Consider the following 18453-nt stretch of genomic DNA (forward strand, 5'->3'; position numbering starts at 1 on the left):
CATGGCGGCCGGCCCGGCTGCGCGTTAGCTCGCGCGCGCCACCATGTCTATCGACAGCGGGATTTCGATATGCGGTTTGAAAGAGTCATACGCGAAAGAGACGTGGCCGTCTTCGACCGGTTTGCGGGTGAAAAAGATCAGCATATCGCGGGTCGAATGCCGGCGTTTGTCCTGCGCTTCCACCGGTGAGAGGCTATGTTTGCGTTCATGATCGACAATCAGCAGGGTATCGAGGAAATGCCGATGCTGTATTTCGCCCAAAATCCATTCTGGCCGGGCCCGATCGAATTTGATCCCGCTGGTTTCGCGCATATCGTGAATAAAGGTCTTGGCGCTGTCGTCGGTCATGTTGTCGCAGCCGAGGAAGGTCGTCATGGTGTGGTCGACGCCGTCGCTGTGCACGCCTTCCAGCGCCGGTTCGCCCAGCATCTGCGGCGTGGTGACGGTGCGCAGGTTGAACACCGTGCAGACGAATTTGTTGATCTCCTGATTAAGCCGGGCGCGCGGCGTCACGCTCACGCCATCGATCACGTAGGCTTTGAATTTCATCAGCGCCTGGAATGCCGTATTCAACTGCAGATCGTCGTTGATGCCGCGGAAGTGGCGCACCTTTCCCGAATCGTAACGGATGAAGTCTTCCTCGACCGAGAGCACGAAAGGCTGGAACTCCAGCCGCTCAATCTGGGCGCGATCGAAGTCGAAACAGAAGCGGCCGTTTCTGGACTTGCGGAAAGGCAGTGTGGGATCGTCCGCCAGATTGCCGCTGACCTGCTGCAGCTTGGCGAAATCTTCCGGCCGCGCGCCCAGCGCCAGCAGGATCGCTTGCATGGTGGCACCGGGGATAAAGGCTGAACGGTGTTCCTGGTACGCCTTTTTAACTTCATCAAGCAGGGATAACTGTCGCATTTCTCGGGGGCCTCACGAATGATGTGGCGATTATAAAATCTTGCTGCCGATCTCCACGTCGAAATCGGTTTTCAGCAAGACGGTGCCTTGATCCCGGGTGACCGCAGCAAGTACCAGCACTTCGGATTTAAATCCAGCAACCCGCCTGGCGGGGAAATTAACGACGGAGATGACTTTTTTGCCGAGCAGATCATCTTCCTGATAGTTTTCGCATAATTGCGCCGAGCTGTTTTTAATGCCAATTTCTTCGCCGAAATCAATGCGCAGCTTATAGGCGGGCTTTAACGCCTTGTCGTTATATTCCACGGAAATAATTTCACCAATACGCATATCCAGTTTCATAAAATCAGTGATTTCGGCCATAAGTCAGTCCAGTTAATTAAGTGGCTTCAGGAAGGCTAGCAAAGGGGAATTATTCCGACAACGCCGCCAGGAGGGGAATAGTTATACCGGATGTAGCAATTAATTTACATTGTCGTAACGGGGTGGGATTAATTATAAGCTTGGTGAATTATATAAAATTGAAACGTCATGATTTCCCGCAAGTGTGTTCATTACGCAGGCTTGGGGGGGCGGTGTCGGTGCTGTTAAGCCGGTGTTAAATTGGTTAGTATGTTCCGCATTAACTCATCAGCCGCATTTTTCAGGTAGTGATATGGAAATAACCCAGCGCGAAAAACGCGATCGGCGAAAGGCATTTATCGCGCCGTTTTTCCTGATATTAATTTGGTCGACCGGTTTTATTGCCGCGCGGGCGGTGGCGGATCATGCCGATCCCAACCTTTTCCTGACTTTGCGCTTTTTGATCGCCGCTGCGGTATTCGCCCTGCTGGCGCTGCATTGCGCCTGGCCCAAGGGGCGACAGTTCGTGATGCACCTGCTGACCGGCATGCTGATGAACGGCGTTTATCTCGCCGCAAGCTGGTGGGCGGTGGCGAACGGCCTGGCGGCCGGGGTGATGTCGCTCATTGGCGGATTGCAGCCGCTGTTCACCGCGCTGATTTTCGCGCTGGTGCTGCGCAAATCGATAGGATTGCGTTCCTGGGCTGGGCTGGCGGTCGGTTTTATCGGTGTTGCGCTGGTGCTCTCCCCTCGGCTGACCGGTATCGACGTCGGCAATATGGCGCTGTTGCCGATTCTGATGGGGTTTGGCAGCATCGTCGCGCTGACGATCGGCATCATGGTGCAGAAGTCTTCGCTGGCGGCGGCCGATCTGCGGGCGGCAGGCGCCATTCAGCACCTCGGCGCCGCGATCGTAACCGGCGTGCTGGCGGCCGTGATGGGCTCCGGCGCCTGGGACAATTCGCCGACGCTGTGGTTCTCGCTGCTGTGGTCGGCCGGCGTGTTGTCGCTGGGCGGCACCGCGCTGTTTATCTGGATGGTGCGCCACGGCGATTTGACTCGCATTACCGCGCTGATGCTGCTGGTGCCGCCGGCGGCGGCACTGCAGGCGTACGTGCTGTTTGGCGAGGCGCTGTCGCTGCTGCAGCTGGCAGGATTTGTGCTGACGCTGCTGGGGGTCGCCATCGTACAGCGAATTCGCCTGCTGCGGCGCTCTCGTCTGGCCGAATAGTCTGCAACAGGAAGTGCCGTAAAGCCCGCGCTGCCGGGCTTTTTTATTGGCTGAAAAATGGCCAGCATCACAAAACCGAAAGATAACAAAGCAACGCCGTTGCCTCGTCATACTTATTAACTATATGTTAATTTTTGGTTTATTAAATGTGATCAGGGGATGGATGATGATGAAAAAAATCAGCGCTACCGTAGCTGCAATCACCTTACTGGGCTCCGTTTCCGCCTATGCGGCCTTCCCGGCGGGCTACCCCGCCGACTATCAGAAACGGGTCGACGGCGCGAAGAAAGAAGGCAAGGTGGTGATTTACTCGACCACCGACACCAAGGCGGCAGCGCCGCTGATCCAGGGATTCGAGGCGTTGTATCCGGGCATCAAGGTGGAATACAACGACATGAACAGTACCGAACTGTATAACCGCTTCATCAGCGAGCAGGCGGCCGGCGGCACCAGCGGCGACGTGGTGTGGAGCTCGTCGATGGACACCATTTTGAAACTGGCGGGCGATTACGCACAGGAATACGCCTCCCCCGAGCAGGCTCAGCTGCCGAAATGGGCGGTATGGCAAGATAAGGTGTATGGCACCACCTATGAGCCGGTGGTGTTTATCTATAACAAACGCCTGATCCCGCAAGGCGATGTGCCGGATTCGCACGCGGCGCTGGCTAAACTGATCGCCGGCCAGACGGACAAATTCAAGAAGAAAGTCACCACGTACGACATCGAAAAATCCGGCGTCGGCTTCATGCTGTCGGTGCAGGACTTCAAGGCCGATCCTAACTACTTCAAAACGCTGGCCGACGTGGCCAAGGGCGGGCTGGCGGTACAATCCTCCACCGGCACCATGATGGAACGCGTCTCCTCCGGTGAAAACCTGATCGGCTTCAATATCCTCGGTTCGTACGCCGAGGCCCGCGCCAAGAGCGATCCGTCGCTCGGCATCGTCTATCCGAAAGACTATACCCTGGTGCTGTCGCGCGTGAGCTTCATCAGCAAAGAGGCCGGCAACCCTAACGCCGCCAAGCTGTGGTTCGACTACGTGCTGTCGGAAAAAGGGCAAAATATTCTCGCCAATCAGGCGGATATCCCCTCGATCCGCAACGACATCGAAGGCAAGAACGACATTGACGGCATGACCAAGCTGCTGGGCAACGCGCTCAAGCCGATCCCGGTCGACGATAGCCTGCTGGAATACCTGCAGCCGGCCAAACGCCTCGACTACATCAAACAATGGCGCGCCGCTGCGGCGAAATAACAGGGACTGCATTCGGACGCGCGCCTGCCTTAGAGGCGCGCGCCCTTTGGTCGGCGTTTACAACCATAGGGAGCATTTATGCAAGCATGGCGCAGAAAGTGGCAGAGCCTGCCGCGCGGCCTGGTGGTGTTGATAACCGCACTGGTTATCTATGTCCCCCTGTCGTTTATCATCATTCAAAGCTTCCTCTCGGCACCGTTCTTCTCTCCCTCCAAGGTCTTCAGCCTAGAGGCCTTCGAGTTCATCTTTACCGATCCGGATTTCTACAAAGCGCTGAAGAGCGGCTTTATTCTGGCATTCGGGCTGGTGATCATCGCCATCCCGCTCGGCGGGATTTTGGCCTTCCTGATGGTGCGCACCGATCTGCCGGGGCGGCGGATCATCGAGCCGCTGATTCTGGTGCCGATCTTCGTGTCGCCGATGGTGCTGGGCTTCGGCTACGTGGTGGCGGCGGGGCCGGTGGGCTTCTTCTCGCTGTGGGCGGAGGCGCTGCTGGGCTTCGTGCCGTGGAATATCTATTCGATGGCCAGCATCGTGGTGATTGCCGGATTGACGCACGTGCCCCACGCGTATCTGTATATCTCCTCGGCGCTGCGCAGCGTGGGCTCCGACGTTGAAGAAGCGGCGCGCACCGCCGGCGCCACGCCGCTGCAGGTCATGACCGCCGTCAGTCTGCCGATGGTGCGGCCGTCTATCCTGTATGCCGGAGTGCTGCTGTTCTTCCTCGGGCTGGAAGTGTTCGGCCTGATGCTGGTGCTGGGGGATCCGGAGGGCAACCTGGTGCTGGCGACCTACCTTTACCAGTTGACCAACAAGCTGGGCACGCCGTCTTACCACCTGATGGCGGCGGTGGCGGTGGTGCTGATCTGCATCACCATTCCGCTGGTGATGCTGCAGCGCCGGCTGATGCGCACCGCCAACCGTTTCGTCACCGTCAAGGGCAAAGCCTCGCAGGCCCGTGCGCTGCCGCTGGGCAAATGGCGCTGGGTGGCCGGCGCGGTGGTGGTGTTTTGGCTGACCGTCACCATCGGCGTGCCACTGATCGGCGTGGTGCTGCGCGCCTTTATCTCCAACTGGGGCGTGGGCGTGTCTGTTTGGGACGAGCTGTCGATCAACACCTTCCGCACCATCTGGGCGCAGCCCAACCTGCTGCGCGCCATCGTCAACTCAATGGCGATTGGGGTGATCGGCGGGGCGTTGGCGGTGGCGTGCTACCTGTTTATCGGCATCGCCATGCACCGCAAGCCGGATGGCGCCACGCGCTTCCTCGACTACAGCGTGCTGGTGCCGCGTGCGGTGCCGGGGCTGCTGGCCGGCCTGGCATTCCTGTGGGTGTTTCTGTTCCTGCCGATGTGGCTGGACAAATCGCTCAAGGAGGGCTGGCTATCGGCGCTGCCGATGGCCGAGTGGCTGCGTGCTAACTGGATTGTCTGGCTGCGTTCGCTGCGCAGCACCATCTTCAGCGTCTGGCTGGCGTACACCGTGGTGTGGATGGCTTACGGCCTGCGGCTGATCTCTTCCACGCTGCTGCAGGTGGGGCCGGAGCTGGAGGAGGCGGCGCGCAGCGCCGGCGCCAGCCGCGGCCAGGTCACTCGCCACGTCACCATTCCGCTGTCGCGCTACGGCCTGATCGGCTCTTGGCTGCTGATGTTCCTGATCTTTGAGCGCGAATATTCTACCGGGGTGTATCTGCTGTCTCCGGGCACGGAAACCATCGGCTCAATGCTGGTTTCCCTGTGGGCCGCGGGCGCTATCGATATCGTCGCCGCGCTGTCGTTCATCAATATCCTGCTGGTGGTGCTGGGGTTGGGGATCGCCTTGCGCTTTGGAGTGAAACTACATGATTGAACTTTCGGTAGAGAATCTGCATTTGACCTATGGCGACAACCCGGTGCTGAAAGGGGTATCGATGGAGCTGAAACGGGGCGAAGTGGTCTCGCTGCTGGGCCCGTCGGGCAGCGGCAAAACCACGCTGCTGCGGGCGGTGGCCGGGCTGGAGAAACCGAGCCAGGGCCGAATCGTCATCGGCAATAATGCGGTGTACAACGGCAGCGCACGCAGCGAAATTCCCGCCGAAGAGCGCAACCTGGGGCTGGTGTTTCAGTCCTACGCGCTGTGGCCGCATAAAACGGTGTTTGAGAACGTCGCTTACCCGCTGAAGCTGCGTAAGATCGCCTCGGCGGAAATCACCCAGCGGGTGCAGGCGGTGCTGGATCAGCTCGGGTTGGGGCATCTGGCCAAGCGCCATCCGCACCAGCTTTCCGGCGGCCAGCAGCAGCGCGTGGCGATTGGGCGTGCGCTGGTCTACAACCCGCCGGTGATCCTGCTGGACGAGCCGCTGTCCAACCTTGACGCCAAGCTGCGCGAAGAGGCGCGGGTATTCCTGCGCGAGTTGATCATCAAGCTCGGCCTGTCGGCGCTGATGGTGACCCACGATCAGAACGAGGCGATGGCCATCTCCGATCGCATCCTGCTGCTCAACAACGGCAAAATCGAACAGCAGGGTACGCCGCAGGAGATGTACGGTTCACCCACTACGCTGTTCACCGCTGAGTTCATGGGCAGCAACAACCGCTTGCCGGGCAAGATCGTGGCGCTGGAAGGCGATCGGGCGCGCATCGAAGGCAAGGACTGGGCGCTGTGGGGCAAAGCGGGCGAAGGCGTGCAGGTTGGCCAGGATGGCTCGGCGGTGATCCGCGTAGAACGCGTGCGGTTGGGCGAAGATCCGCAGGGCAACCAGCTTGAGCTGCCGCTGTTGACCAGCATGTACCTCGGCGATCGTTGGGAATACCTGTTCCGCACCGTGGCCGAGGATTTCGTGGTGCGCGCCTATGGTCACGAGGCGCGCAGTCAGGCGCTTTGCCGGCTCTCCCTGCCGGCCGAGCATCTGTGGATATTCCCGAAAGCCTAGTCAGGACGCCCGCAGACGCGGGCGCTCCGTTTACAGATCCAGCACCAGCCGGTTGCCTTTGGCGCGCGAGCAGCAGATCAACAGGGTTTGCTGCGCCGCGCGCTCTTCGTCACTGAGATACTGATCGCGGTGATCGGCTTCCCCCTCGACGATGCGGGTTTCGCAGGTGCCGCAAATGCCTTCGCGGCACAGGCACTCGACCTTGGCCGCCTTGCTGTTTTCCAGCGCCTGCAGGATGGTCATGTCTTCCGCCACTTCAAGCTCAATACCTGAGCGGGCCAGCACCAGCGTAAAGGCGCCGCCCGCCGTGTCTTCGGCGGCGAAAGCTTCGCTGTGCAAGCGACCGGGGGCGATGCCCAGTTCGGCGGCGGTCCGGTACACCGCTTCGTTCAGCACCGCCGGGCCGCAGACGTAGATATGGGCGCCGGGCTCCACGTCGGCCAGCGTGCGTGCCAGATCCAACCGGCCGTTAAGGCTAGAGACATGGCAACTGACGTTGTCGGTGAACGGCGCTTGCGTCAGCTGCTGCTGGAAGGCGTTGTGTTCCTCGCTGTGGAAGCAGTAGTGCAGATGATAGCGTTGCCCGCTGCGCTGCAGCTCGTGCAGATGGGCCATAAACGGCGTGATGCCGATGCCGCCGGCGATCAGCACGTGATGCTGCGCCTCCGGCGCCAGCGCGAACAGGTTATTGGGGGTGCTGATGGTCAGCGTATCGCCGATCGCCAGCCGATCGTGCATGAAGTCGGAACCGCCTTTGGAAGGGGACTCACGGCGCACGGCGATCTGGTAACGGTCGAGCTCGAACGGTGAGCTCAGCAGCGAATAGGCATTGCTGTAACGCTGCTCGCCGTCCTGCATTTGCACGATGATGTGGCTGCCGCCGCTGAAGGCGGGCAGCGGCCGGCCTTGCGGATCCGCCAGGGTAAAGCGCTTGACCTGTGCGGTGACGGGTTCGATGTCGACGACGCGAACATCAAGCATCTGATAGCTGGTCATTCATTGGCTCCAAAGCGCGGGCGTCCCCGCGCATGAAAAAGTTATACCGCCTGGCACAGGTATTTGAGCTCCAGATAGTCTTCGATGCCGTATTCGGAGCCTTCACGCCCCAGACCCGACTGCTTCACCCCGCCGAACGGGGCTACCTCGTTGGAGATAAGGCCGGTATTGATGCCGACCATGCCGTACTCCAGCCGCTCCGAAACGCGCCAGATGCGCGCCGCATCGCGGGTATAGAAGTAGGCGGCCAAGCCGTAGATGGTGTCGTTGGCCTGGCGGATCGCCTCGGCTTCGTCATCGAACACCACCAGCGGCGCGACCGGGCCAAAGATCTCTTCTTCCAGCAGCAGCGAGCCAGGCTGCACGTCGCCCAGCACCGTTGGCGTGAAGAAATTGCCGCCCAGCGCGTGCGGCGTGGCGCCGGTCAGCACCTGAGCGCCTTTGCTCAGCGCGTCATCGAGCAGTTCCAGCACCTTGTCGCGCGCCTTGCGGTTGATCAGCGGGCCGATCTGCACGCCGGGTTCGAAGCCGTTGCCGACCTGCAGCGCCGCCACGCGGGCGACAAACTTCTCGGCGAACTGTGGGTAAACGCCGCGCTGCACATAGAACCGATTGACGCAAACGCAGGTCTGCCCGGCGTTGCGGTATTTGGCGATCAGCGCGCCTTCCACCGCGGCATCGATGTCCGCATCGTCAAACACGATGAACGGCGCGTTGCCGCCCAGCTCCAGCGACACTTTCTTGATGGTGTCCGAGCTCTGGCGCATCAGCAGCCTGCCCACCGGCGTGGAGCCGGTAAAGCTCAGCTTGCGCACCTGCGGGTGGCCGGTCAGCTCGGCGCCGATCGCCTGCGAGTTGCCGGTCACCACGTTGAACACCCCGGCGGGAATGCCGGCGCGCTCGGCCAGCTCGGTCATCGCCAGCGCCGAGTAAGGGGTTTCGTTGGCGGGTTTGACCACCAGCGTGCAGCCGGCCGCCAGCGCCGGCGCGGCCTTGCGGGTGATCATCGCCGTCGGGAAGTTCCAGGGCGTGATCGCCGCGCACACGCCGATGCCCTGCTTCAGCACCATCAGGCGTTTATCACCGCTCGGCGAGGGAATGATGTCGCCATTGGTGCGCTTGGCCTGTTCGGCGAACCATTCGATAAAGGAGGCGGCGTAGCGGATCTCGCCCAGCGACTCCGCCAGCGGCTTGCCTTGCTCCAGCGTCATCAGGCTGGCCAGATCCTGCTGGTGTTCCAGCATCAGTTCGAACCAGCGGCGCAGCAGCTGGGCGCGTTGCTGTGCCGGCAGCGCGCGCCAGCCTTCCAGCGCCTGCTGGGCGGCGTCGATCGCCCGCTGGGTTTCGGCCGTCGCCATGTTGGGCACGCTGCCGATGAGTTGGCCGGCTGAGGATCTCCGGCACGTTGAGCTGCCCGCTGATGAACTGGTGCATGGCGTAGCTTTCCAGCGAGCCGAAGAAGAACCAGCAGCCGAGGGTGCTGCCGAGCAACAGCGCCCAGATCACCTCTTTAATCTTGCGGCCGCGCGAGACGCGGGTGACGAACATCGCCACGCCCGGGGTGTAAGAGATCCACCACAGCCAGTAGAACACCGTCCAGCTGCGGCTGAAGCTGCCGTCGCCCATCGGATCGGTGAACAGACTCATCTGCAGGAAGTTTTGCGCCGTCAGGCCGATGGCGTTGATGGTGTTGTTGATGGTGAACTCGGTGGGGCCGACCAGCAGCACCAGCCCGGCGAAGACGAAAGCGCCCCAGCCGACCATTTTGCTCAGGCGCTGCATGCCACCGTCGATGCCGATGTAGGAGCTGAGGCAGAAAATCACCGCCGCTAGCAGGATCACCGTCGCCTGCACCACGAAATTGTCGGGGATGCCGGTCAGCGCCGTCAGCCCGCGAGTAAAGGTGGAGGCGGTCAGCACCAGCGAAATGGTGAGGGCGCCGACGGTGGCGACCAGGAAAATCAGATCCACCATCCGCCCGATCGGGCCGTTGGCGCGCACGCCGGTGATGGCGGAAATGATCCCCGACAGGCTGAGCCCTTTGTTCTTACGCACGTGGAAGTGGTAGGCCATGATCAGCGAGGCGAGGGCATAGGTTGCCCAGGCGCTCAGGCCCCAGTGGAAGAAGGAGTAGCTGATGCTGTATTCCAGCGCCTTCGGGGTGCGCGGCGCGATGTTCAGCCCCGGCGTCTGGTAGTAATACGCCCACTCCATTACCCCCCAATACAGGGTGGACGAGCCGAGGCCGGCGCAGATGAACATGAACAGCCAGGCCAGCGTGGAGTATTGCGGTTTGCCTTCGCCGAGGCGGATGTTGCCGTATTTGCTCAACGCCAGATACAGCACCACCAGCAGGGCGATCAGCACCAGGATTTGAATGGTTGAACCGAACAGCCGGGTGACGCCGTTGAAAATGGTGTTGGCGATAAGCGCGGATTGAGCCGGAAAGAGCATCAGGCAAATGGCGATCAGCGCAATACTGCACAGGCTGATGGCGATGAGCGTGACATCCTTTTTAGGGGTGCTCTGCATGGGAGTGAACTCCTGTTATCGGTGGTGGGCCGGTGCGCGAAGCGTAGGGTGCGCCCGGGCCTTATTGGTTTGAACCCTTTGTTTTGTTACACCGCGAGGAGCAAACGCCCCGGCAAAACGCCGCCGAGAATATTTACTCTTCATTAACATTTTCGAGTGTGCACAAATTACAGGAGGGCCACAATTGGGGCATCTGTAAAAGGATAAAACACAGTATGTAAACAATTTGTTGTGATCTTGGCCGGGGTATTGGCGTGCTTTCTGCGGTGGTTTTCAGCGGATTTGCGGCGGCGATCGAAGCGGAAAAACGGACGTGGCAAAGCAGGGCGCGAAAGGGCGCCCTGCGCAGGAAAACCGGTGATGCTTAGCGTTGCAGCAGGGCGGCGATCGCCTGGCCAACTTGCTGGGTGGAGGCATCGCCGCGCATGTCCGGCGTGCGCGGCCCGTCGGCGATGATGCGCTCGATCGCCTGCAGGATGCCGTCGTGCGCCTGGCGGTAACGGGCATCGCCGTCGCCGAGGAAATCCAGCATCATCGCGCCGCTCCAGATCATGGCGATCGGGTTGGCGATGTTCTTGCCGAAAATGTCCGGCGCCGAGCCGTGTACCGGTTCGAACAGCGACGGGAAGTTGCGCTCCGGGTTCAGGTTGGCCGACGGCGCAATGCCGATGGTGCCGGTGCAGGCCGGGCCGAGATCCGACAAAATATCGCCGAACAGGTTGGAGGCCACCACCACGTCGAAGCGTTCGGGGTTCAGCACGAAGCGCGCGCACAGAATATCGATGTGCTGTTTGTCCCAGGCGATATCGGGGTACTGGCGCGCCATCTCCGCCACGCGCTCATCCCAGTACGGCATGCTGATGGCCATGCCGTTGGACTTGGTGGCGGCGGTCAGGCGTTTGCGCGGGCGCTGCTGCGCCAGCTCGAAGGCGTATTTCAGAATGCGGTCCACGCCCTGACGGGTGAAGACCGATTCCTGGATCACCATCTCGCGTTCGGTGCCTTCGAACATCCGCCCGCCGAGCGAGGAGTATTCCCCTTCGGTATTTTCGCGCACCACGTAGAAATCGATGTCGCCCGGCTGTTTGTTCGCCAGCGGGCAGGGCACGCCGGGAAACAGCCGCACCGGGCGCAGGTTGACGTACTGCTCGAAGTCGCGGCGGAATTTCAGCAGCGAACCCCACAGCGAAATGTGATCGGGCACCGTATCCGGCCAGCCGACGGCGCCGAAATAGATGGCGTCGAAGCTCTTGAGCTGCTCAAGCCAATCATCGGGCATCATCTGGCCGTGGTGCTGGTAGTAGTCGCAGCTGGCCCACTCGAAGGTGTTGAATTCCAGCGACAGATCCCAGCGCGCCGCCGCCGCCTGCAATACCCGTATGCCTTCCGGCAACACTTCCCGCCCGATACCGTCCCCGGGGATAGCGGCAATCTTGTAATTTTTGCTCATACAGAGGTCTCATTTGTAGGTAGGGGAGATTGACAACACTGTTATCCTATAATTGACTAACTGTTAATCAATCTCGAAAACGGTGAAACATAAAACACGAATCATGAACAATATGCCGATCCTGAGTGACCTGCGGGTGTTCGTGCTGGTGGCGCGCCGCGCCGGGTTTGCCGCCGCCGCCGAAGAGCTGGGCGTGTCGCCGGCCTTTATCAGCAAACGCATCGCGTTGCTGGAAAAGGCGCTGGACGTGTCGCTGCTGCACCGCACCACGCGGCGGGTGGCGATCACCGAGGACGGCGAGCGCATCTACGAATGGGCGCAGCGCATTCTCAACGATGTCGATCAGATGATGGACGAACTGTCCGAGGTGCGTCAGGCGCCGCAGGGCATGCTGCGCGTGGTCAGCAGCTTCGGCTTCGGCCGGCGCTTCGTGGCCCCGGCGCTGTCGGCGCTGGCGCGGGAGTATCCGCAGCTGGAGCTGCGGCTTGACGTGTCCGATCGGTTGGTGGATCTGGTCAGCGAAGGGTTCGATCTGGATATCCGCATCGGCGACGATATCGCCCCTAATCTGATCGCGCGCAAGCTGGCGGACAACCAGCGCATCCTGTGCGCTTCGCCGGCGTATCTGCAGCGCCACGGCGTGCCGAAAAGCGTGGCGGAGCTGGCGGGCCGCGCTTGCCTGGTGATCAAGGAGCGCGATCACCCGTTCGGGCTGTGGCGGCTGCAGGGGCCGGGCGGCGAAGAGACGGTGAAGGTGACGGGGGCGCTGGCGTCGAACCACGGCGAAATCGTGCACCAGTGGTGCCTGGACGGGCAGGGCGTTGCGCTGCGTTCCGCCTGGGACGTGAAAGAGAACATCGACAGCGGCAGGTTGGTGCACATTCTGCCGGAGTATTTTCAGCCGGCCAACATCTGGGCGGTGTACGTTTCCCGGCTGGCAACGTCGGCGAAAGTGCGGGTGACGGTCGAATTTTTGCGCGACTATTTCCGTGAGCACTATGGCGAAACGGGGGCGGCGAGTGAAAATTCGCCGCGGCCTTGAGGCCAAAAATGTGCGCCAGATCATCTTATGCTCGTAAAACTCCCCTCCGTTACTTGTGGAACTGTTGCACCTGTTCCTTTTGCCAAAACTTTGGTTTATGCTCAGCTGAAGCGTTTCAGTTGAAGCACTCTTCGACAGAAATGCCGATGTGACGGCGGCGAAAAGCCGCTGAAGCGCGGGAATAATGCAAACGCGGCGATTCACAGCGGGCGGTGCGATCCACTACTCTATGCGGGTTAGTGAGACAACCAGTCAGCGCCGGCCCGGCGCCGGTGAGTCAGCCCGGCGGGGACGGCCCTTTTTCAGGAGCAGCATGACCATCCGCATAGCGATAAACGGCTTTGGCCGCATCGGCCGCAGCGTATTGCGCGCACTGTACGAATCGGGACGACGGGCGGAAATCTCCGTGGTGGCGATCAACGAGCTGGCGAATGCCGAGGGCATGGCCCATCTGCTGAAGTACGATTCCAGCCACGGTCGCTTCGCCTGGGATGTGCGGCAAGAGTGCGACACGCTGAGCGTCGGGGACGACGCGATTCGCCTGTTGCATCAGCCGGCGGTGGAGCAGTTGCCCTGGGGCGAGCTGGGCGTCGATGTGGTGCTGGACTGCAGCGGCGTGTACGGCAGCCGGGCGGATGGCGAAGCCCATCTGGCGGCGGGGGCGAAGAAAGTGCTGTTCGCCCATCCGGGCGGCAACGATCTGGACGCTACCATCGTGTTCGGCGTCAACCATCAGACGCTGTTGGCGGAACATCGCATCGTGTCCAACGCCTCGTGCACCACCAACTGCATTATTCCGGTGATCAAGCTGCTGGACGACGCCTACAGCATCGAATCCGGTACCGTGACCACCATTCACTCGGCGATGAACGATCAGCCGGTGATCGACGCGTATCACGCGGATTTGCGGCGCACCCGCGCGGCGAGCCAGTCGATCATTCCGGTCGACACCAAGCTGGCCGCGGGCATCACCCGTATCTTCCCGCAGTTTTGCGATCGCTTCGAGGCTATCTCGGTGCGCGTGCCGACCATCAACGTGACGGCTATCGATCTTAGCGTCAGCGTGAGCGCCGCGGTGAAGGTGGCAGAGGTCAACCAGCTGTTGCAAAAGGCCGCACGGGAATCATTTCGTGGTATAGTTGACTACACGGAATTACCATTGGTCTCGATCGATTTTAACCATGACCCGCACAGCGCTATCGTCGACGGTACGCAGACCCGGGTCAGCGGGCAGCACCTGATAAAGACCTTGGTCTGGTGCGACAATGAATGGGGCTTTGCCAATCGGATGTTGGATACCACACGGGCAATGGCCGCCAGCGGTTTCTAGTACGGCGGCGCCGGCGTGACAGGCGCGCTGCTCAGGCAATTTTATAGAGATTCAATAAAGAGGGTTCACCATGTCTGTAATTAAGATGACCGATCTGGATCTGGCGGGTAAACGCGTACTGATCCGCTCCGATCTGAACGTGCCGGTAAAAGACGGTAAAGTGACTTCCGACGCGCGTATCCGCGCTTCCCTGCCGACTATCGAAGCTGCACTGAAGCAAGGCGCCCGCGTGATGGTGACCTCCCACCTGGGTCGTCCTACCGAAGGCGAGTACAACGAAGAATTCTCCCTGCTGCCTGTGGTCAACTACCTGAAAGATCACCTGAAATCCCCAGTGCGTCTGGCGAAGGATTATCTGGATGGCGTCGACGTCGCTGAAGGCGAACTGGTGGTGCTGGAAAACGTCCGTTTCAACAAGGGCGAGAAGAAAGACGACGAAACCCTGTCCAAGAAATACGCGGCGCTGTGCGACGTGTACGTGATGGACGCGTTCGGCACCGCGCACCGCGCGCAGGCTTCCACCCACGGCGTGGGCAAGTTCGCGCCTGTCGCCTGTGCCGGCCCGCTGCTGTCCGCCGAGCTGGAAGCGCTGGGCAAGGCCCTGGGCAACCCGGCCCGTCCGATGGTCGCCATCGTGGGCGGTTCTAAAGTGTCCACCAAACTGACCGTGCTGGATTCCCTGTCCAAAATCGCCGATCAGCTGATCGTCGGCGGCGGCATCGCCAACACCTTCGTGGCGGCGCAGGGTAACAACGTGGGCCAGTCCCTGTACGAACCTGACCTGATCCCGAACGCGCAGAAACTGCTGGAAACCTGCGACATCCCGGTTCCGACCGACGTGCGCGTCGCGACCGAGTTCTCCGAAACCGCGACCGCAACCGTGAAGCAGGCCAACGAGATCCAGGACAACGAGCAAATTCTGGATATGGGCGACGTCTCTGCCGAGCGTCTGGCCGTTATCCTGAAGAACGCCAAGACCATTCTGTGGAATGGCCCGGTTGGCGTATTCGAGTTCCCTAACTTCCGTAAGGGCACCGAAATTGTCGCCCGCGCGATCGCCGATAGCGACGCTTTCTCTATCGCTGGCGGCGGCGACACTCTGGCAGCCATCGATCTGTTCGGTATCGCTGACAAAATTTCCTACATCTCCACCGGCGGTGGCGCATTCCTGGAATTCGTTGAAGGGAAACCGCTGCCTGCAGTCGTGATGCTGGAAGAGCGCGCTAAGCAGTAATTCAGACAACGGGAGGCGAAAGCCGCCCGTTTGTTTTATACCGCGCGGCTAATGCTGCGCGGCGTGAAAACATCGATTTACATCCATCTACGGCCGACGAAACAGGACAAAGTAACATGTCTAAAATTTTTGATTTCGTAAAACCGGGTGTCATCACGGGTGATGACGTTCAGAAAGTCTTCGCAGTTGCTAAAGAGAACAACTTTGCGCTGCCAGCGGTAAACTGCGTGGGTACCGACTCCATCAACGCAGTGCTGGAAGCCGCGGCTAAAGTGCGCGCGCCGGTTATCGTTCAGTTCTCCAACGGCGGCGCCGCGTTTATCGCCGGCAAAGGCGTGAAGACCGATGTGCCTCAGGGCGCAGCGATTCTGGGCGCTATCTCTGGCGCACACCACGTTCACCAGATGGCTGAACACTACGGCGTGCCGGTGATCCTGCACACCGACCACTGCGCGAAGAAACTGCTGCCATGGCTGGACGGCCTGCTGGACGCCGGCGAGAAGCACTTCGCCGCTACCGGCAAACCGCTGTTCTCTTCCCACATGATCGATCTGTCTGAAGAATCTCTGGAAGAAAACATCGAGATCTGCAGCGCCTACCTGAAGCGCATGGCCAAAATCGGCATGACGCTGGAAATCGAACTGGGCTGCACCGGCGGTGAAGAAGATGGCGTGGACAACAGCCATATGGACGCTTCCGCTCTGTACACCCAGCCGGAAGACGTGGCTTACGCGTACGAAAAACTGAACGCCATCAGCCCGCGCTTCACTATCGCTGCCTCCTTCGGTAACGTGCACGGCGTGTACAAGCCAGGCAACGTCAAGCTGACCCCGACCATCCTGCGTGATTCTCAGGACTATGTGTCCAAGAAATTCAACCTGCCGCACAACAGCCTGAACTTCGTGTTCCACGGCGGTTCCGGTTCTACCGACGCAGAGATCAAAGAGTCTGTGGGCTACGGCGTGATCAAGATGAACATCGACACCGATACCCAATGGGCAACCTGGGACGGCATCCTGCAGTACTACAAAGCGAACGAAGCTTACCTGCAGGGCCAGCTGGGCAACCCGAAAGGCGCCGATCAGCCGAACAAGAAATACTATGATCCACGCGTATGGCTGCGCGCAGCGCAGACCAGCATGGTGACGCGTCTGGAGCAGGCCTTCAAAGATCTGAACGCGGTAGACGTTCTGTAATCTTCGGCACCTGTTGCACGATGCAAAAGGCTCCCCGCAGGGAGCCTTTTTGTTTATGACAAGCCTGATGGCATTGCCTGGCTTGCCGTTGGCAAAATATAAAAAATAAGGAAAATCAATTTATTGATTTTCGGCTGATGACCACAAAGGAGGAAAAACCACGTTTTTTCCTCCTTTGTTTGTGAGTTAAAGGCTCCCTGCGGGGGAGCCTTTTTCGTTTTCAGCCCAGCAGGCCGGCGCCGACGTTGATAGACAGGCCCAGGATCAGCATGTTGAACGCGAAGGAGATCACCGACTGCAGCAGGGTGACCTTCCGCACCTCCGCCGCCCCGACCGCCACATCGGCGGTCTGCGACGCCACCGCGATGGTGAAGGAGAAGTAGGCGAAATCCAGATAGGTCGGATCGGTGAGGTTGCCGGGGAACAGCAGCGGCAAAGGATCCTGCTGCGCGCCCTGGCGATAAAATTGGTGGGCATAGTGCATGGTGAAGGCGGTCGGCAGCAACAGCCAGGAGACCACCAGCGTGGCGCCGGTCAGCAGCAAATGCAGCGTCTTCAGAGAGCCGGCCACCTGTTTGGCGCTGCTCAGTTCAAACAGGATCGCCAACAAGCTGACCAGGCAACCGAGGCTGACCAGCGTCAGCACCATGCTGGCGCTTTCGTCCTGCCGCCGGGCGATCTGGCGAATGTGCTGCGGCGTGCTGATCAGCATCAGCCGCCAGAGAAACAGCAGGTAGAGCCAGGCCAGCGTATTCCAACCGATCATCAGGCGCTGCAGCAGCGAGAGCTGGGCGGGCAACAGCAGAAAGCACAGCAGCCCGGCGCCGACGGAAAACAGCAGCCTGGGCCGCACCTGCCAATAGTGTTTGAGTGAAGAGCGAATGTGCATGATTAACGGATCCCTTGTCGTGAAATGGCCAACGCGCTGTTCTCAGCATAGAAGAAGCGGCGGGCGGTTTCGGCTATTTTTAACGCTGATGGTTGGCATGGGCCTTTAATGTTGGTTACCCTTAGGCGGTGGTTTCCTACTGGCTGCCGAGGCCAGTGTATTTTTGCGAGTTTCTCCCGTTAGGGACTGAGTTAGGACGACACGAATGAAAGATTTGAATGTAGTAGACGGCATCAACGGTGCCGGCGACTGGTTGGTGAAGAACCAGGATCTGTTGATCCAGTATGCGGTGAATATCGTTGCCGCCATCGTTATCCTGATCATCGGTTCGATCGTGGCCCGCGTGGTCGGTAATGCGTTGAACCGCGTGATGAAACTGCGCGGCATCGACGCCACGGTGGCAGACTTCCTGTCGGCGATTGTGCGCTATGGCGTGCTGGCGTTCACCTTCATCGCCGTGCTGGGGCGCGTCGGCGTGCAGACCACCTCGGTGATCGCCGTGCTGGGTGCCGCCGGTTTGGCCGTCGGCCTGGCGCTGCAAGGCTCACTGTCCAACTTCGCCGCCGGCGTGCTGCTGGTGATCTTCCGTCCACTGCGCGTGGGTGAATATGTCGATCTGGGTGGCGTGGCCGGTACCGTCGATCAGGTGCAGATTTTCTCCACCACCCTGCGTACTTCCGACAACAAGACCATCGTGGTGCCGAACGGTAAAATCATCGCCGGCAACATCATCAACTACTCCCGTGAACCGAACCGCCGCGTGGATATCGTGGTGGGCGTGGCCTACAACGCCGACATCGACGTGGTGAAGAAGGTGCTGGGCGATGTGATCGCCGCCGACAAGCGCATCATGCACGCCAAAGGCGTGACCGTGCGTCTGAACGAGATGGCACCGTCTTCCCTGAACTTCGTCACCCGCTCCTGGACCACCAACGCGGAATACTGGAACGTGTACTTCGATTTGATGGAAAACTTCAAGCGCGCGCTGGATGCCCACAACATCGGCATTCCGTTCCCGCAGATGGATGTGCACCTGTATCGTACCGAAGACGCTTCCGCCAAGGCGGAATAACACAGAAGGGGGCCTTCGCCCCCTTTTTATTGCAGGCCGAGACGCTATCGATGGCGTCTCGGCCTTT

At 60.2% G+C, this 18453-nt stretch carries 14 protein-coding genes and 2 pseudogenes; 9 read left to right on the forward strand and 7 right to left on the reverse strand.

Annotated features, from left to right (window positions below):
- Positions 1–24: 24 nt before the first annotated feature.
- Together ACUXAC_RS20575 and ACUXAC_RS20580 are read right to left on the reverse strand one after the other, a co-directional pair.
- Positions 25–906, reverse strand: coding sequence for a 2OG-Fe dioxygenase family protein (locus ACUXAC_RS20575; protein WP_038871106.1), 882 nt, complete (start codon positions 904–906; stop codon positions 25–27).
- Between the two features lie 30 nt (positions 907–936).
- Entirely contained in the window at positions 937–1269 is a 333-nt protein-coding gene (locus ACUXAC_RS20580) for a tRNA-binding protein (RefSeq protein WP_048234649.1), read from the reverse strand.
- Positions 1270–1561: 292 nt separating this feature from the next.
- Between ACUXAC_RS20580 and ACUXAC_RS20585 the strand changes: the two genes are divergently transcribed.
- The 4 genes from ACUXAC_RS20585 to ACUXAC_RS20600 all read left to right on the forward strand — a co-directional run bounded on the left by ACUXAC_RS20585 (position 1562) and on the right by ACUXAC_RS20600 (position 6645).
- Entirely contained in the window at positions 1562–2479 is a 918-nt protein-coding gene (locus tag ACUXAC_RS20585) for a DMT family transporter (RefSeq protein WP_084827173.1), read from the forward strand.
- A gap of 166 nt (positions 2480–2645) precedes the next feature.
- On the forward strand, positions 2646–3734 hold the full coding sequence (locus ACUXAC_RS20590) for an ABC transporter substrate-binding protein (RefSeq protein WP_060441366.1): 1089 nt from the start codon (positions 2646–2648) through the stop codon (positions 3732–3734).
- Positions 3735–3812: 78 nt separating this feature from the next.
- A complete protein-coding gene (locus ACUXAC_RS20595; protein WP_060422728.1) occupies positions 3813–5582 on the forward strand; it encodes an ABC transporter permease in 1770 nt (589 codons plus the stop codon).
- A complete protein-coding gene (locus ACUXAC_RS20600) occupies positions 5575–6645 on the forward strand; it encodes an ABC transporter ATP-binding protein (protein ID WP_159318600.1) in 1071 nt (356 codons plus the stop codon). Before ACUXAC_RS20595 ends, ACUXAC_RS20600 begins: the two co-directional genes overlap by 8 nt.
- Positions 6646–6675: 30 nt before the next feature.
- Here the strand turns inward: ACUXAC_RS20600 and ACUXAC_RS20605 are convergent, their stop codons facing one another.
- From ACUXAC_RS20605 to ACUXAC_RS20620, 4 genes and pseudogenes are all read right to left on the reverse strand, one after another.
- On the reverse strand, positions 6676–7641 hold the full coding sequence (locus ACUXAC_RS20605; RefSeq protein WP_087763637.1) for a PDR/VanB family oxidoreductase: 966 nt from the start codon (positions 7639–7641) through the stop codon (positions 6676–6678).
- A gap of 41 nt (positions 7642–7682) precedes the next feature.
- A pseudogene (locus ACUXAC_RS20610) lies at positions 7683–9032 on the reverse strand (NAD-dependent succinate-semialdehyde dehydrogenase); the annotation flags it as partial.
- A pseudogene (locus tag ACUXAC_RS20615) lies at positions 9031–10173 on the reverse strand (BCCT family transporter); the annotation flags it as partial. The pseudogenes ACUXAC_RS20610 and ACUXAC_RS20615, both read right to left, overlap by 2 nt.
- Positions 10174–10537: 364 nt before the next feature.
- Complete coding sequence (locus tag ACUXAC_RS20620) at positions 10538–11623, reverse strand: tartrate dehydrogenase (RefSeq protein WP_421115161.1); 1086 nt, start codon at positions 11621–11623, stop codon at positions 10538–10540.
- Positions 11624–11705: 82 nt separating this feature from the next.
- On the opposite strand from ACUXAC_RS20620, the gene ACUXAC_RS20625 reads away from it, so the two are divergent.
- The 4 genes from ACUXAC_RS20625 (at position 11706) to fbaA (ending at position 16425) form a co-directional block, all read left to right on the forward strand.
- Positions 11706–12665 carry a LysR substrate-binding domain-containing protein gene (locus tag ACUXAC_RS20625; RefSeq protein ID WP_280524769.1) on the forward strand — a complete coding sequence of 320 codons (960 nt, stop codon included), beginning with the start codon at positions 11706–11708 and terminating at the stop codon, positions 12663–12665.
- Positions 12666–12978: 313 nt separating this feature from the next.
- A complete protein-coding gene (epd, locus tag ACUXAC_RS20630; RefSeq protein ID WP_004931582.1) occupies positions 12979–13995 on the forward strand; it encodes an erythrose-4-phosphate dehydrogenase in 1017 nt (338 codons plus the stop codon).
- 70 nt (positions 13996–14065) lie between these two features.
- A complete protein-coding gene (gene pgk / locus ACUXAC_RS20635) occupies positions 14066–15229 on the forward strand; it encodes a phosphoglycerate kinase (RefSeq protein ID WP_025160206.1) in 1164 nt (387 codons plus the stop codon).
- A 116-nt stretch (positions 15230–15345) separates the two neighbouring features.
- Entirely contained in the window at positions 15346–16425 is a 1080-nt protein-coding gene (gene fbaA, locus ACUXAC_RS20640) for a class II fructose-bisphosphate aldolase (RefSeq protein WP_025304179.1), read from the forward strand.
- 220 nt (positions 16426–16645) lie between these two features.
- On the opposite strand, the gene ACUXAC_RS20645 is transcribed toward fbaA, so the two are convergent.
- Positions 16646–17314: a DUF1345 domain-containing protein gene (locus tag ACUXAC_RS20645; protein ID WP_123892579.1), complete on the reverse strand. Its 669-nt coding sequence runs from the start codon at positions 17312–17314 to the stop codon at positions 16646–16648.
- 205 nt (positions 17315–17519) lie between these two features.
- Here ACUXAC_RS20645 and mscS point away from each other — a divergent pair, with 205 nt between their 5' ends.
- The gene (gene mscS / locus ACUXAC_RS20650; protein ID WP_019455618.1) at positions 17520–18386 is read left to right on the forward strand and encodes a small-conductance mechanosensitive channel MscS; all 867 of its coding nucleotides are present in this window, start codon (positions 17520–17522) and stop codon (positions 18384–18386) included.
- Positions 18387–18453: the final 67 nt, after the last annotated feature.

Source organism: Serratia sp. 121840015-1 (assembly GCF_053627655.1).

Bases quoted from the DNA above. Each gene is read 5' to 3' on its own strand.
- ACUXAC_RS20575 (WP_038871106.1), bottom strand. From the start codon at position 906: ATGCGACAGTTATCCCTGCTTGATGAAGTTAAAAAGGCGTACCAGGAA.
- ACUXAC_RS20580 (WP_048234649.1), bottom strand. From the start codon at position 1,269: ATGGCCGAAATCACTGATTTTATGAAACTGGATATGCGTATTGGTGAA.
- ACUXAC_RS20585 (WP_084827173.1), top strand. From the start codon at position 1,562: ATGGAAATAACCCAGCGCGAAAAACGCGATCGGCGAAAGGCATTTATC.
- ACUXAC_RS20590 (WP_060441366.1), top strand. From the start codon at position 2,646: ATGATGAAAAAAATCAGCGCTACCGTAGCTGCAATCACCTTACTGGGC.
- ACUXAC_RS20595 (WP_060422728.1), top strand. From the start codon at position 3,813: ATGCAAGCATGGCGCAGAAAGTGGCAGAGCCTGCCGCGCGGCCTGGTG.
- ACUXAC_RS20600 (WP_159318600.1), top strand. From the start codon at position 5,575: ATGATTGAACTTTCGGTAGAGAATCTGCATTTGACCTATGGCGACAAC.
- ACUXAC_RS20605 (WP_087763637.1), bottom strand. From the start codon at position 7,641: ATGACCAGCTATCAGATGCTTGATGTTCGCGTCGTCGACATCGAACCC.
- ACUXAC_RS20620 (WP_421115161.1), bottom strand. From the start codon at position 11,623: ATGAGCAAAAATTACAAGATTGCCGCTATCCCCGGGGACGGTATCGGG.
- epd (WP_004931582.1), top strand. From the start codon at position 12,979: ATGACCATCCGCATAGCGATAAACGGCTTTGGCCGCATCGGCCGCAGC.
- pgk (WP_025160206.1), top strand. From the start codon at position 14,066: ATGTCTGTAATTAAGATGACCGATCTGGATCTGGCGGGTAAACGCGTA.
- fbaA (WP_025304179.1), top strand. From the start codon at position 15,346: ATGTCTAAAATTTTTGATTTCGTAAAACCGGGTGTCATCACGGGTGAT.
- ACUXAC_RS20645 (WP_123892579.1), bottom strand. From the start codon at position 17,314: ATGCACATTCGCTCTTCACTCAAACACTATTGGCAGGTGCGGCCCAGG.
- mscS (WP_019455618.1), top strand. From the start codon at position 17,520: ATGAAAGATTTGAATGTAGTAGACGGCATCAACGGTGCCGGCGACTGG.